The organism is Apilactobacillus xinyiensis (genome assembly GCF_019656235.1).
Lineage (GTDB): Bacteria > Bacillota > Bacilli > Lactobacillales > Lactobacillaceae > Apilactobacillus > Apilactobacillus xinyiensis.
This window is the reverse complement of the sequence record NZ_BPLL01000038.1, coordinates 1-15,676: the sequence shown is the minus strand read 5'-3', so window position 1 is coordinate 15,676 and position 15,676 is coordinate 1. Positions and strand designations below refer to the sequence as shown.

Here is a 15,676-nt window from a genome sequence, read left to right as displayed (position 1 = left end):
TTTAGTTGAATATTTTGACATAAAAAAACCGCCTTAAAAAATTAGATATTATGTCTAACTTTTTTAAGGCGGTACATAATGGATTAATCTTTTTTGTTCTTTATGCTGTTACATATTACCCCATGTATCACTAGAGATTGATGGGAATAATTGTACAATTTTACCGGTTTGTTCGGCACTTAGTTTTAATTCAATTACTGGTAGTAATGAATCTACAGCGTTATCAGCTTCATTACTAATTTCGGTAAAGCCTACTAATTGGTTACTTTTATCATACACATATGCATTTTGGGCAATTGTATCATTAGTCATAATACGGTACCAGTCAGTTTTAGTTAAATCATTTTCTTTAACTGTATATTCTTCTGGTTTAGCTTTAGCATCGTCAATACTTACACCTACTTGAGCGATACGAGGAGTGGTAAAGACTACTGATGGGATATTTGGATATTTAATAGGAGCATCAGTTTCTTTAGCAAATAATTTCATTAAATAGGTTGATTGGAAAATAGCAGTAGGGGTTAATTTAGGTTGTCCAGAATCAGCAACATCACCAGAAGCATAAATGCTATCAACTGAAGTTCTCAAATATTCATCAACTTTAATACCCTTTTTATCAAATTCAACGCCGACGTTTTCTAATCCAATGTTTTCAACATTTGGAATACGGCCAGCCGCATCAAGTATCCAATCAGTTGCTTGTTTTTTACTATCACCATATTCAACAAATAATTTGTCGTTTTCTTTGCTGAATTTATTAACATTAGCTGATTTAACAAATTTAACACCCTTATCTTCAAGGGATTTCATTATTATTTCAGTGTAAGGTTGATAAAATTGTCTTAAAATTCGATCACTATGCATAAAGATAGTTACATTAGCACCACTGGCGTTAGCGATAGTTGCAAATTCCATTGCAATGTATCCAGAACCAATAATGGAAATGTTTTCAGGCATTTCATCTAAATCCATAAAATCCTTACTGTCATGAGCTAATTCAGTACCGGGAATATCTAGTTTATTAGGTCTTAATCCAGTAGCAATTACAATATTTTGAGCAGTTATTTTGTTATCATCAACATTGACAGTGTGTTTATCAATTAGTTTGCCCCATCCTTTGATAACATCGATACCCATTGATTGCATACCATTTTCAATCATATCAGGCAATGAGTTAATTGTTTTTCGCTTATTTTCAACGTTATTCTTCCAATTTATCTTTAAATTACCTTCTAAAATATTTGACATTTGTTTTTTTTGCTCATAAATCTTAACTGGTGTATCTAATGCTATTTTGGCATTACAACCCCAGTTGGGACATGTACCACCAATTTTGTCAGCTTCAACTACAGCAATTTTGAACCCTTTTTGTGCTAAAGGCATTGCACCATCAAAAGTACCATGTCCGGCTCCAATGTATAAGACATCATAATCATATTTTTCAGCCATTAATCTTACCTCTTATCATTTATTTATTACGAGTACAAACTACTATTTTAAAGGCCCATATTCAAACTATTTGCTTAAAGGTGTAACATTATATTCATAAAAGTTAACATTTATGTTATATATCTGTTAAATTACACTGATATTATTTATTAAAAATAAAACTAAGAAGATGGACTATAAAATGAAAAAAACAATATATTTAGCAACATTATCTTTAATGAGTATAGGCATTTTTACATCTGCTATTAAATATAGCAGTGCATACGCTGATGCTATTAATGGCACTAGTGCTACAAGTGATCAACAACAAAATAACAACAATGAAAATGAAGATAATAATGAAAACGAAGAAAATAATCAATATAATTATGAGGTAACCTCATCAAGAGATCACTACATGATGAAAGTATTAAATGGAACTTCTTATTTGTGGGAAAATCCATACAAACCAGGTGTTAAGTATTTGGGTAACACTAACAAAATAAATGGGTTAACAGTTCAATTAAATCAAAAAGCAGTTTCTCAAAGTGAAACTTATTATCAAATTAGCCGTAAAGGTAAAAACTATGGTTGGATTAATGCAAAAGCTTTAGGTAACATTTCCACTTATGTACTACCATATACTTACTCAAGCCAACTATATCCTACACTAGCACCAAATGCCTGCGAAGCAATTAGTTTGAAAATGGCTTTATCAGTTAAGGGTAGTGCTGACAATTTAAGTACTAAAACTTTTATTGACAACATGCCTAGAAGTTCTAATATTCATAAAGGATTTCGTGGTAATCCCTACAAACACAATCCTACCAATGTTTCATGGACTATTTTGCCAGCTCCATTAACTAAATATGGTAAACAATATAATTCTAATACAGCTAATATATCTGGATACCATAAAGATCAAATTATTAAAGAAATTAAAAGAGGCAATGCAGTGGCTTTTGCTGGTTCTAGAAATATGCGTGGTAAGGCTACTGGACACATGCTAACGATTGTTGGATATAGATATGGTCAATTTTTAGTTGCAGACCCTTATAAGTACGCCGGTGACGGTAATAAGATTTTTTGGGTAAGTACCTCTAGATTCCAGCAAGTATATGACCAATATAACCGTTATGCAGTTGTAGTTAGATAATATTTTTAATAATATAATAATTATTTATTTTAAATTCAATTTATTGTAAAAATTAGAAAAAAATTATCTAAAACCCCTTACATTTTAATTGCTTTTAGTGTAAATTTATTTATGAAATTAAATAAAAATAAGAGGTGCACTATGACAAAAAAAGTAGCTTTCGTTACTGGTAGTGGTCAAGGAATTGGAAAGTCTATTGCTGTTAGATTGGCTAAAGATGGCTTTGCAGTTGCTATTGCTAACCGTACTTTATCAAAAGGAGAAGCTGTTGCTAAAGAAATCAACGATAATGGTGGAGAAGCAATTGCTGTTCAAGTTGATGTTGCACAACGTGATCAAGTTTTTAATGTAATTGATGAAACCGTTGAAAAACTTGGTGGATTAGATGTTGTCGTTAATAATGCTGGTGTTGGACCAACCACTCCAATTGATACAATTACTCCAGAACAATTTAATACTGTTTACAATATAAACGTTGCTAGTGTTATTTGGGGAATTCAAGCTGCTAGAAATAAATTTAAAGAATTAGGTCATGGCGGTAAAATTATTAATGCAACTTCTCAAGCTGGGGTTGTTGGTAATCCTAACCTAACTTTATATAGTAGTACTAAGTTTGCTATTAGAGGAATAACTCAATCTTCTGCTAGAGATTTAGCAGAAGAAGGCATAACTGTTAATGCTTTTGCACCAGGAATTGTTAAAACTCCAATGATGATGGATATTGCCCATCAAGTTGCGCAAAACAACAATAAAGATGATGATTGGGGCATGCAACAATTTGCTAAGAACATTGCAGTTAAACGTTTAGCAGAACCTGAAGAAATTGCTGCTGGTGTAGCTTTCTTAGCTGAACAAGATTCTAACTATATGACAGGTCAAACTTTAATATTAGATGGTGGAATGCAATTCCATTAGAATCCCATAAAAAAGATGTCTTAAAAAGGCATCTTTTTTTATTTGCATAATGGAAAATGTTATTGTATGATTAAAATAATCAAATATATCTAAGGAAGAGGCGCAAGATGCATCAGTATAACTATTGAGTTGATTAAGCAGCTTTGATGTAGTTAAAAAGGGTATTTTGCCGAAACAATTAATCACTTATTTGATTTTTTTGTTGGGGATTAGTTTTAATAGACTAATAACTGTCGTAGCTTTGCTACGGGGTGCTTTTAAGGTATTTACATATATGAACGGTTTTAGTTTGTTGAGTACTTATTTTAAAGCATCTCCCTAAAAGGAGATGCTTTTTATATATGTAAATCTTTGCGTTTTATAACGTATAAGTATCTTCCTTAAAAAGGGAGTATAGGTTATGGATAAGGTTAATAGTAATCACAAGATTACAACTATGGGGTTAGTCCTCATTATTTTTTCAACTATTTTTGGTATAAGTAATTCTCAAACGGCTTTCTATCAGATGGGATATGCTAGTGCAATTTGGTATGTATTAGGAGCATTACTATTTTTTATTCCAACGAGTTTAATGTTTGCGGAATATGGTTCTACATTCAAAGATGCACATGGTGGAATTTATTCTTGGTTGGAAAAATCAATTGGTAAGAAATGGGCATTCATTGGTAGTTTTACCTGGTTAGCAGGATGGGTTCTAACATTGGTATCACTACTCACTAACATGTGGATTCCGCTTTCAGTTACTTTTTCAGGAGTTGATAGAACTCAAACTTGGAGTTTGTTTGGGCTTAATTCAAATGAAACAATTGGGATTTTATCCGTTTTTGCTATTATTTTAATTACTTGGGTTGCTAATCGTGGTTTGAATGCAATTACTCAAATTTCTTACTTTAGTGGAATTATTAGTGTAATTGATATTATCATATTTGTTGGATTATCAATTTGGTTATTATTAGCACAAGGTGGTCATTTTGCTGAACCCATTACTATGCATAGTGTTACACAATCACCTAATTCAGCTTTTCAATCTCCAGTAAGTATTTTTTCATTCTTAGTGTATGCAATTTTTGCTTATGCAGGAATGGAAACCTTAGGTGGAGTTACTGATAATACCAAAAATGCCAAAAAGACTTTTCCACGTGCAATTATTATTGCAACGGTGTTTATGACATTATCATACGTAATCAGTATTTTTATTTGTGGAATTAGTGCTAATTGGTTAAAAGATTTAAGTGGCAGCAATGTTAATTTAGGTAATGTTCGTTATTTTATGGTGACTAATTTAGGATCGATGTTTGGTGAGAAGGCTTTACATATGAGTGCTGCCAACTCAATTGTTTTAGGTCAATGGATTTCTAGATTTATGAGTTTAACCGGATTTATTAGCTATTTTGGAGAATTTTTATTTTTAATTTATGCTCCAATAAAATCATTTATTGAAGGTTCACCTAAAGATTTTTGGCCAAAGAAAATGACTAAATTAAATCAAAATGGGATTCCCTCATTTGCACTTTGGATTCAAACTTTAGTAGTTTGCTTAATTGTACTAGGGGTATCATTCGGTGGATCAACTGCTCAAGCATTTTACACAATTTTGACTGATATGAATAATATTACTACAGCAGTTCCATACTTATTCTTAGTTGTAGCATTTCCATTCTTTAAGAAAAATTTTGTTAATAAACAAAGCGGAGCTATTTTCTACCGTCGTCGAATTACCATTAATTTCTTTACGATAATTACAATGGCTACTCTGGCGCTTTCAATTATATTTACCTCTTTACAACCAATGTTAGATCATGATTTACAAACTGCTTTTTGGACAGTTTTTGGACCAGTTTTCTTCATTATCGTTGCTTGGATTTTCTATAATCGAGCTAATAAAACAGCTTAACAAAAAAGACTTGGTATTTTACCAAGTCTTTTTATTTGGCCTGCTTTATCAATTCTTTAGCAGTACCCTTACTGACATTTAATTCTTTTGCAATTGTTTCAAGTTTATCAGAAAAGTTCATACGTTCATGCTTTACTTTTTTAACTAATAATCTTTTTTTATCGTTTTTAATAATATCTTGAGCTTTTTGTTTATTTTTACTTTGTAATTTTTTAGGTAAAACATTGATAAGAAAGTTTAACATTGCTTAATTATCTCCTTTGAGATTACTTTTAGTAAATTATAACAGAAAAAAATGCTAAAAATAAAAATGATACCTATAAATCTATAGGTATCATTTTTTACTAAGCGTCTAAAACTTTTGATAAAAATTCTTGCAAACGTAGGTCTTTAGGGTGATTAAATATTTCGTCAGGAGTGCCTTCTTCTAAGACTTTCCCTTTATCAACAAATAATACACGGTCAGCAACTTCTTTAGCAAAGCCCATTTCATGGGTAACTACGACCATAGTCATACCATCTTTAGCTAATTGCTTCATAACTGATAAAACGTCACCAACCATCTCAGGATCTAAAGCGGAAGTGGGTTCATCGAAAAGCATAATATCTGGATGCATTGCTAATGCTCTAGCAATTGCAACACGTTGTTTTTGACCACCAGAAAGTGATTGAATAGGAGCGTCAAACTTATTTTCTAGTCCAACAATTTTAAGCAACTTCTTGGCTAATTTACTAGCATCTTCTTTAGAAACATTTTTAAGTTCCATTGGTGCTAACATAATATTATCTGATACAGATAGATTATTGAATAAATTAAAGTGTTGGAATACCATTCCAATTTGTTCTCTAACTTTATCAATATTAACGTCTTTTTTGGCAATGTCTTCACCGTGAACTACCACTGAACCAGAAGTTGGTTCTTCTAAACGATTTAGGGTTCTTAGCAGGGTACTTTTACCGGAACCAGATGGTCCGATAATAACAACTACTTCGTTATCTTGTATTTCTAAGTCAACACCCTTTAAGACATGGTTATCACCATATTGTTTATATAGGTTAGAAACTTTTATTTTACTCAAATCTTAGTCCTCCTTTTGCCCCAATTAGAAAGCCAAGTTAATAATGTAATGATTAATAGGTACATGATGGCAATTGCAGTCCAAACTTTAAATCCTTCCAGATTTCTGGCGATAATGATTTTACCGGTTTGGGTAAGTTCCAAAATACCAATTACTGATAAAATGGATGTATCCTTTAAGGTAATAATGAACTGGTTAACAAATGAAGGGATAATAATCTTAATCCCTTGTGGAAGAATAATCTTACGCATTGATTTACCAAATGGTAATCCTAAACTACGAGCAGCTTCCATTTGACCTTTATCAACTGATTGAATTCCACCCTTAACGAATGCAGCAATATAGGCTCCTTCATTAAACATTAGGGTGGCGACACCAGCTATGAATGCAGGGATTTTAGTACCAGTTAAACTTGGAATACCAGTATAAATGAATAATGCCAATACCATTAGTGGTAAACCTCTAAAGATGTAAATAACAGTTGTAGATACACCTTGTAAGAATTTGCTTGGCAATACTCCCATCAAACCGAAAATCATACCAAAAATTGTTGCAAAGAAAATAGAAACGATTGTTAACCATAGTGTTTGAACAAAACCATTCCATAAGAACGATTTATTTTGTTTTAAAATTCCAAAGAATGAATGGTTGTCTGCATAACTACTACCAGCATTAGGGTTAGCCTTTAGGTATTTATCAACGATTTTTTGATATTCACCATTTTTCTTCAAGTTATCTAGACCCACATTGAACTTATGTAATAGTTCTTTGTTTTGGCCTTTTTTAACTGCGAAACCATAGTATCCGTTGTTAGCAGGTTTAGTAACTATTTTAAGTTTAGTACCTTGTTTAATGGCGTACATCATTACTGGATTGTCTTCAAAACAGGCTACAGAGTTACCAGTCATAACGTCTTGGTACATGTTGTTTGAATCATCAAAAGTAGAAACTTTAAAACCATATTTCTTTTGAATACTGTTAGCGTAATCAGCACCTGCAGTTCCAGTTTTAACGGCTACAGTTTTGCCTTTTAAGTTGTTAAGTGATTTAATTTTGCTATTTGGAGCTACTGCCATAACTACTCCAGAACTATAGTAAGGTTTGGAAAAATCAAAGGTGCCTTTTCTTTCAGGAGTAATGTTCATTCCAGAAATCATACCGTCAATTTGACCAGACTGAGTTGCTTGAACTGAACCATTAAAACCAAGGGGTTTAATATTTACTTTAAAATCTTGATTTTTAGCAATGGCTCTTAATAAGTCCATATCGATTCCCACATATTTGTTATCATTGTTCGCAAATTCAAAAGGTGGGAATGTCACATCAGTTCCAATTTGATAAGTCTTTGTATCGGCGTTAGCCTTGCTAGGAGCCATGAATACTCCTAAAGCAATCATTAGTGTACAAATGGCAGTAATAAATGCACTAATGGTTAAATTACGTCGTTTCATTGTATCATCCCTTCTATGTTACTTTTTATAACATTAACTACATTAATAATATCAGAATATTTGAAATATGTATATAAAAAATACGGTTTATGTCATTTAAAATTACATAATAAAATAAAAGACACCATTATTGGCATCTTTTATTCATTGATAATGATTATATATAACGACCTTTTAAAGCATATTTAGAAATTATTATCTTAATTATATTAGTGAGCTAATAGATAGTATTATATACTAAAATGCTAATAAAGTTGTTAATTTAGTCTTTAGTCGTTCGTATTTTGTAAAATAAAAAGAAGTGCATCTTGCACTTCTTTTCTAGTGATTAGTTCCAAATAAAATATGATTGTCTGGTAATTTAATTCCAGCCTTGTTGATAGCAGTTAGGTATAGTTCTAGGAATTCAAATTGAATTTCGAAACGTGCATCTGCAGTAGTTGGAATGTATTCTTTAATAGCAATGGTACCATCACCCATATCAACAGTTCCCAGTAATTCGGGAGCGCTAATAATGGTAGGGCGTTTTGGAACGTATTCTTTATTAACTTGTTTGATAATATCCATCACTTGATCAATTGGCGTATCTGGGTTAATTCTAATATTAATTTCTGCTTTCATTCTTTGTTTAGACATATTAGTAATCACAGTAATGTATCGATTAGGAATATAATTCAAAGAATCATTATTACCCCTAATTTGAGTAGTTCTTAAACCGATGGAAGATACAGTACCAGTAACCTCATTAATGGTTACATAATCACCAATTGAAATTTGTTTTTCAAATAAAATGAAAAATCCGTTTAAGATGTCAGATGCTAAGCCTTGAGCACCTAAACCAATTGCAACTGAGAATAATCCAGCACTGGCTAGCAATGTTCCCACTGGAATTCCAATAATTGTTAATGCTGAATATATCCAGAAAAATATGAGAATATATAAATATGCGTTAATAGATAATGAATGCAACGTCTTCAAGCGACCGGCAGACATATCAGCTTGTCTTTTTTGATAACTGTCAAATAATCGATTAATGATTTTCTTTCCAATAAATCTTAAAATCATGAAGAAAATGGAAAGTAAAACCAATCCGATTAAAATATTAGTAATGTTATGTAAAATCTGATCCCATTGAAAACTATCTAAATATTTTCTAAAAAAACTGGGATTAGTTACATTTACCTTATTCATTTTAACCCATCCTTTATTTTTTAAATTAACTATTACATACTAACATTAAATTAACGTATAATAACAGGTAATTGATTTCAAGTAAGCTTGACTTAATAAATTTTTATCAATATAATTTTAATCAATAAATATATGAAACGATTTGATTGAGAAAGTATTATTGATGTTTCTAAATTTAGAGAGCTCATATTTGGTGAAAATGAGTTTAGAACTCAATATGAAAATGACTCATGATTGGCATCACTGATAATTAAGTGATGATAGGCGGCACCTATTATAAATGTACACATATTTTTATATGTTAATAAGGGGATAGTTGTGAAACTATTTCAACATTAGAATGGTATCGTGTCAGCTCACTTCTAGCTAATCTAGAGGTGGGCTTTATTTATTTAAAATAAAACTTAGGAGTTGTTGATTATGAACAAGAAAAAGTTAAGTGTGCAAAGTGTTGTAGCTATTGGAATTGGAACTGCTATTTTATTTCTACTTAAACGATGGGTATCAATTCCAATTGGGATTCCTAATACTAATTTAGATACTTCATATGGATTCTTAGGTTTTATTGCTGTGTTATTTGGACCAGCCGTTGGTTTTTGTGTTGGCTTTTTAGGTCATTCGATTAATGATTTTACACAGTTTGGAACTCCTTGGTGGACTTGGGTGTTCACAACCGGACTAGTTGGAATGGCAATGGGATTTTTGAAGAAATATATTCAACCCGATGAAGGCAAAATTAGTACTAGAAAATTAGTTTTTTATAATATCTATCAAGTAATTATCAACATTATTGCTTGGGTTCTTATCGCTCCAACTGGCGATGTTTTAATTTATTCCGAACCAGCTAATAAAGTTTACTTACAAGGGATCGTTTCCGCTTTCACTAACAGTCTTTCCACGGGTGTGATTGGAACGATTTTGTTGGTAATCTACGCTTCAACTAAAGTTCAGAAAGGTAGTCTTAAAAAGGAATAATTATGGAAAATAAATCAATTATTGAATTTAGAAACGTTACCTTTCAATATAATAGTCAATTGGAACCCACTTTAAAAAACATTAATTTAAACATTAAATCTGGAGAAAAAGTTCTCATTGTGGGGTCTTCCGGTTCAGGTAAATCAACGTTAGGTAACTTAATTAATGGCATTATTCCTAGAAATGTCAAAGGCTCACTACAAGGTGACATATTGATTGATGGTAAAAATATTCAATCAATGTCACTTTTTGATTTGTCCTTGAAAGTCGGGACCTTGTTGCAAAATTCTAATGATCAATTTGTTGGATTGACTGTGGCTGAAGACATTGCTTTTGGAATGGAAAATGATTGTGTGAATAATGCTGAAATGAAAACTAAGGTTAATCAATGGGCAGATTATTTAGATATAAAAAACTTATTACAACAAGCCCCTAATCAATTATCAGGTGGTCAAAAGCAACGAACCGGATTAGCTGGAATTATGGTGGATGAGGCACCTATTTTATTATTAGATGAGCCATTGGCAGCATTAGATCCAGCTGCTGGCTTTTCTTCAATTAAATTAGTAGATGATATTCATCAAAAATTACATAATACGGTTTTGATCATTGAACATCGAATAGAAGAAGTTTTGAACCAATCTGTAGATAAGGTCATTTTAATGAATGATGGCGAAATTGTCGGCATTTTTAAGCCAGATAATTTACTGAAAGAAAACATTTTGCAAAAATATGGATTAAGAAATCCATTATATTTAGATTTACTAAAATCAGCTGGAGTTGATATTCAAAAGTTAGAACATATTGCTTCAGCTAGTTTAGTTAATGGTAATGGCATGTTGCCTAAATTGCAGTTAGCTAATCAACAAAGGATACCTAACGCTATTAAAAATGACCAAAATCCAATTTTAAAAATCCAGCATTTAAACTTTTCGTATAATCAAAAAACAATTTTTAAAAATTTAAATTTATCAGTTAATCATGGTGATATGTTAGCGTTAGTTGGTAAAAATGGGGTAGGTAAATCCACATTAAGTAAACTAATTGCTGGTTTTATCAAACCACATAGTGGGTCGATTTGTCTGAATGGTGATTCCTTAGATGGGGTTACGATTAAGGAACGTGCCGATAAAATTGGTTATATTATGCAAGACCCCGATAAGATGATTAGCAAGGTTATGATTAAAGATGAAATAGCTTTAGGTTTACAATTGCGTGGATTTGATGCTGATTACATTGATCAAAAAGTTACTGAAGTGCTGAAAGTATGTCATTTATACGAATTTAGAAATTGGCCAATTTCAGCCTTAAGCTATGGACAAAAAAAACGTCTAACAATTGCTAGTATTTTAGTTTTAGATCCACAGTTATTGATTTTAGATGAACCTACAGCGGGTCAGGACTATTATCATTACACTGAAATCATGCAATTTTTACAAGACTTAAATCAAAAACATCATATTACGATGATATTTGTTACTCATGACATGTATCTTATGACTGAATATGCAAATCGAGCGGTTGTACTAGGTAATTATGGAATCTTAAAAGATGATTATCCAGAAGCAATATTAGATGATGATGAGGTAGTTTTAGCTGCTCATTTGAAATCTACTAGCATCAGCACTTTAGCACGTCGTTTTAATTTAAGTGCTGATCGATTAACTCATTATTTGATTAGTAAGGAGTCGAATAATAAACATGAATAATAGTATATTTGGTTATGATGGTAACGATACCTGGATTCATAAACTGACAGGTACTAGTAAGCTAATTTTCTTTATTTTAGTTTCAATCATATCAATGATTAGCTATGATGTAAGATTTACCTTATTAGTGTTAGTATTATCAGCATTTATCTTTCAACAGTCTAAAATTAAATGGCAACAAATTAAGTTAGTTGTGAAATTGATTGTAATATTTGCGATTTTAAATTTAATTACGGTTTATATTTTTTCACCCGGACATGGTAGTTATTTATATGGTACTAGGCATGTGATTTTTAACTTTGGTTATTTAACAATGACCCAAGAACAATTGTTTTATGAATTAAATTTAGCAATTAAGTACTTAGTGACAGTACCGATTTCTTTAGTGTTTTTGATTACTACTAATCCAAGTGAATTCTCTGCTAGTCTAAACCAAATTGGTGTACCATATCGTTTTAGTTATGCAGTTTCATTAGCTTTAAGATATATTCCGGATGTTCAACAAGATTTTCAGTCCATTAGTTTAGCTCAACAAGCTCGTGGCTATGAGATTTCCAAAAAAGGTAAGGTAATGGATCGAATAAAAGGCACTTCGCAGATTTTAGTGCCGTTAATTTTGTCTAGTTTAGATAAAATTCAAGTAATTAGTCAGGCAATGGAACTAAGACGCTTTGGTAAAAATAAATCGCGTACATGGTATATGCATCGTAAGTTTAGTAAAAATGATTATTTAACATTGCTATTTGCAATGTTAATTATTTTGATTGGAATATTATTTATTAAAATTGATGGAAGTCGTTTTTTTAATCCCTTTAAATAAAAAAAGGCTCTCGCTATTTGCGAGAACCTTTTTTTGTTTTTTACTAGTCTTGACTTAAACTTTCGATTGGATCGAGTTTAGCACCCTTATTAGCTGGCAGAATAGCCGCAATTAAATTGATAATTAAAGCAATTATGATTGCAAAGACTGCATTTCCAGGTGTTATTTGCATCATTGAATATTTAATAATTGAAGCAGTTGTAAAGTTATTAATTAGTAACTGAAGAGCATATGAAATCACGATAGCAGCTACTGATGAGAATACACCATACAACAATGCTTGATTTAAGAATAACATTCTAATGTTACCTTTAGTAGCACCTAGAGCTCTTAAAATTCCAATTTCTTTAGTACGTTCAGAAACACTAATGTAAAGAACCACAATAATCATAATGGCAGATACTAATAGTGAGATTCCGGCAATTGCAGCCAGAACGTATACTGCTAGATTAATGTAAGTATTTAAGCTAGTGACGATAGTTCCAGCCCCATTAACCGAGTATGCCTTTTTACCATTAACTTTGATATTGTTAATGCTTTTTTGTGTTGGATCTACTTTGCCTACTCCACCACTGATGTCAGCACTTAGGAAGTTAGGTTTAATTTTAATACCACTATCAGCCAACATAGTTTTCATTGTCTGATAATTTACGAACACTAGGGGACTTTGGCTGTCACTAATTCCAGATACTTTTAAGGTTTTAACGACTGGGATAGTTTGATTACCCTTATTTGCATTGAAGGCAACTTGAATCTTTTTGCCTACTATTGAGTATGGATTTTTACTATTAAATGCTTTTGCATTATTTTTAGTTATTAAAATTTCATTGTTGCCAGGTTTACTACCATGTTTTACTGTGTTAGTTACCATGGCACGATTAATTGTATTAAAGTATTGAGCTTGACTGATTTTATCGCCAATTTTTAGTTGAGCACCAGTAGCCATGTAATTCTTTTGTACACCTTTAACGTTTTTAACATTTTTAATGCGGTCAATATCTTTTTGCGTAAATGGACTACGATTATTGGTGTCTTTATGATTAATAGCAACTGAATTAGGGTTGATCTGAGAATAAATTTCATGGTTCATATATCCACGAACACCATTACCTAGTCCTAACATAAATAACACAGAGAATAGACCAATTAGCCCACCAAAGATGATTAATATATTACGCTTCAAATTATATTTCATGTTATCTAGAGTCATCTTAAAAATTGATTTATTACTCAAGGCTCTAGATTCTAAATTATCTTGTTGTTTAACAGGGTATTTTTCTTTTAATTGCTTATCCTCATCGACTTTACCATTAGTCATATGCACGATACGGCTACCATAATCAGCTACTTTTTGAGAATGAGTAACGGTTAAAACTAGTTTGCCATCTTTAGCAATATCATCAAGTAGCTTTAGAATTTCCACAGTATTTTGTGGATCTAAAGCACCAGTAGGTTCGTCAGCGATAATCATTTCAGGATCAGATGCTAACGCTCTAGCAATAGAAACTCTTTGCTTTTGACCACCAGAAAGTTGATTAGGGTACTTTTTCATTTGCTCACCTAAACCAACTTTAACTAATAATGCTTTAGCACGTTTTAACTGTTCTTTTTTACTGAGTTTAGTCATTTCGAGTGATACCAAAACATTATCTAAAATGGTTAAATGACTTATTAGGTTAAAACTTTGGAAAATAAAACCAATGGTTTTGCGACGATATTCATCTAGTTCTTTACTAGTATCATGTTTTAATGAATTACCATTTAGTAATACTTCACCATCATACTTACTGTCTAAACCACCGATAATGTTCATTAAGGTTGATTTACCACCACCAGATTCACCTAGGATGGATACCATTTCACCACGTTCAAATTTCAAATCAATTCCTTTAAGGACTTTGAATTCTTCTTTACCGAGATAATAAGATTTTTTAATGTTTTTAAGTTCTAAGAACGACATTGACAACCTTGCCTCCTTTGTTATAATTATCTAACGTTGTTAGATAGTAACATCTAACGTTGTTAGAGTCAAGTAATAGTATTTTTTTGAAATGAGTGATAATGATGCCAATTTCTAAAGAGTTAATTGTATCAACCGGTTTAGAAATGTTGAACAATAATGAAAACTTAAATATGCGTAAATTAGCTGAAAAACTAGATATTAAAGCTTCTTCACTGTACTGGTATTTTAAAAACAAACAAGAATTAATCAATGGAATTGCCTCATATTTATTTAATCAAGTTCAGGTTTCTGATAATTTAAAAGGGATTGATTATTTAAGGTGCTTTTGTATTAAAGACTATGATGTTTTTTCTAAGAATATAAATGCCTTGCATTATTTTTATCACAATCCACCTTCTGGAGGATTAGAATTGAAGTTTGCAGTGAAAACTGTTAAGGAAATTATGTCTATGAACTATGATGTCTATGATGCTATTTATCTTTTGGGGATGTTGCATCATTTTGTATTGCAAAGCGTACATGATAATAGGATAAGTGATTGGTCCTTAGAATATGCTAACGAAATTATTGCCAAAATAGATAAAACTAAACAATTAAAATACCAAGAGTTCAGCAAACTTCGTTTAGGTAAAGATAAATTTATTGAATATTTAGATATGTTATTGAATACGGTTTCTGAACATAAAAAGCGCGAGTAGTTTACTCGCGCTTTTTTTAGAATAATCCATTTGAATTATTAGATTGTTTATTTTCTACATTATGTTCAATAATGTCCCAATGTTCAGTAATCATATCATCTTCAATACGATAAATATTGCACACTTTATTTATATGTTTATCGTTTACAATACATTTTAAAAATACATATACCATATTGCCATCAGCACTGATGTTTATAATTTCAAATTTAGGTTTTAAAGACGTGAACTACTCGGTCATTAATTACCGAGCTTCTGGGAACACTGCTGACTTACACGATAGTGTCTAGCACTTTCGTGCAGAGGTTACAATTATTTAACATGGCTCGTTCCGAGCCTAGATAGTCTTTTAAGCATTTAATATATTCATAGATGCGTTAATATCACGGTCATGTTG

The 15,676-nt window shown here is 31.4% G+C and carries 13 protein-coding genes and 1 riboswitch; of the genes, 7 read left to right on the top strand and 6 right to left on the bottom strand.

What is annotated here, in order from left to right; all coding sequences use genetic code 11:
- Positions 1-108: 108 nt before the first annotated feature.
- Positions 109-1,449 (bottom strand): dihydrolipoyl dehydrogenase family protein, encoded by a 1,341-nt coding sequence (locus K5Q11_RS07255; RefSeq protein ID WP_220752358.1) that lies wholly within the window; start codon positions 1,447-1,449, stop codon positions 109-111.
- Between the two features lie 181 nt (positions 1,450-1,630).
- Between K5Q11_RS07255 and K5Q11_RS07250 the strand changes: the two genes are divergently transcribed.
- From K5Q11_RS07250 to yjeM, 3 genes are all read left to right on the top strand, one after another.
- The gene (locus K5Q11_RS07250) at positions 1,631-2,584 is read left to right on the top strand and encodes a GW dipeptide domain-containing protein (protein WP_220752356.1); all 954 of its coding nucleotides are present in this window, start codon (positions 1,631-1,633) and stop codon (positions 2,582-2,584) included.
- A 141-nt stretch (positions 2,585-2,725) separates the two neighbouring features.
- Positions 2,726-3,499, top strand: a complete 774-nt coding sequence (locus K5Q11_RS07245; RefSeq protein WP_220752354.1) for a (S)-acetoin forming diacetyl reductase — start codon at positions 2,726-2,728, stop codon at positions 3,497-3,499.
- An 87-nt stretch (positions 3,500-3,586) separates the two neighbouring features.
- A riboswitch (Lysine riboswitch) is annotated at positions 3,587-3,764 on the top strand.
- A gap of 135 nt (positions 3,765-3,899) precedes the next feature.
- Positions 3,900-5,393 (top strand): glutamate/gamma-aminobutyrate family transporter YjeM, encoded by a 1,494-nt coding sequence (yjeM, locus tag K5Q11_RS07240; RefSeq protein ID WP_220752352.1) that lies wholly within the window; start codon positions 3,900-3,902, stop codon positions 5,391-5,393.
- A 31-nt stretch (positions 5,394-5,424) separates the two neighbouring features.
- On the opposite strand, the gene K5Q11_RS07235 is transcribed toward yjeM, so the two are convergent.
- The 4 genes from K5Q11_RS07235 to K5Q11_RS07220 form a co-directional block, all read right to left on the bottom strand.
- Positions 5,425-5,637: a hypothetical protein gene (locus K5Q11_RS07235; RefSeq protein WP_220728289.1), complete on the bottom strand. Its 213-nt coding sequence runs from the start codon at positions 5,635-5,637 to the stop codon at positions 5,425-5,427.
- Between the two features lie 100 nt (positions 5,638-5,737).
- Positions 5,738-6,472 carry an amino acid ABC transporter ATP-binding protein gene (locus tag K5Q11_RS07230; RefSeq protein WP_220752350.1) on the bottom strand — a complete coding sequence of 245 codons (735 nt, stop codon included), beginning with the start codon at positions 6,470-6,472 and terminating at the stop codon, positions 5,738-5,740.
- Complete coding sequence (locus tag K5Q11_RS07225; protein ID WP_373311509.1) at positions 6,469-7,869, bottom strand: amino acid ABC transporter substrate-binding protein/permease; 1,401 nt, start codon at positions 7,867-7,869, stop codon at positions 6,469-6,471. The genes K5Q11_RS07230 and K5Q11_RS07225 overlap by 4 nt, the downstream gene beginning before the upstream one ends.
- A gap of 375 nt (positions 7,870-8,244) precedes the next feature.
- On the bottom strand, positions 8,245-9,114 hold the full coding sequence (locus K5Q11_RS07220; RefSeq protein ID WP_220728286.1) for a mechanosensitive ion channel family protein: 870 nt from the start codon (positions 9,112-9,114) through the stop codon (positions 8,245-8,247).
- A gap of 420 nt (positions 9,115-9,534) precedes the next feature.
- Here K5Q11_RS07220 and K5Q11_RS07215 point away from each other — a divergent pair, with 420 nt between their 5' ends.
- From K5Q11_RS07215 to K5Q11_RS07205, 3 genes are read left to right on the top strand one after another with little or no spacing between them, the layout of a single operon-like run.
- Complete coding sequence (locus K5Q11_RS07215; RefSeq protein ID WP_220728285.1) at positions 9,535-10,089, top strand: ECF-type riboflavin transporter substrate-binding protein; 555 nt, start codon at positions 9,535-9,537, stop codon at positions 10,087-10,089.
- Between the two features lie 2 nt (positions 10,090-10,091).
- Positions 10,092-11,798 carry an ABC transporter ATP-binding protein gene (locus tag K5Q11_RS07210; RefSeq protein WP_220752345.1) on the top strand — a complete coding sequence of 569 codons (1,707 nt, stop codon included), beginning with the start codon at positions 10,092-10,094 and terminating at the stop codon, positions 11,796-11,798.
- Entirely contained in the window at positions 11,791-12,618 is an 828-nt protein-coding gene (locus K5Q11_RS07205) for an energy-coupling factor transporter transmembrane component T family protein (RefSeq protein WP_220752343.1), read from the top strand. Before K5Q11_RS07210 ends, K5Q11_RS07205 begins: the two co-directional genes overlap by 8 nt.
- 43 nt (positions 12,619-12,661) lie before the next feature.
- On the opposite strand, the gene K5Q11_RS07200 is transcribed toward K5Q11_RS07205, so the two are convergent.
- Entirely contained in the window at positions 12,662-14,578 is a 1,917-nt protein-coding gene (locus tag K5Q11_RS07200) for an ABC transporter ATP-binding protein/permease (protein ID WP_220752341.1), read from the bottom strand.
- Positions 14,579-14,682: 104 nt separating this feature from the next.
- Here K5Q11_RS07200 and K5Q11_RS07195 point away from each other — a divergent pair, with 104 nt between their 5' ends.
- Complete coding sequence (locus tag K5Q11_RS07195) at positions 14,683-15,279, top strand: TetR family transcriptional regulator (protein ID WP_220752339.1); 597 nt, start codon at positions 14,683-14,685, stop codon at positions 15,277-15,279.
- Positions 15,280-15,676 lie beyond the last annotated feature (397 nt).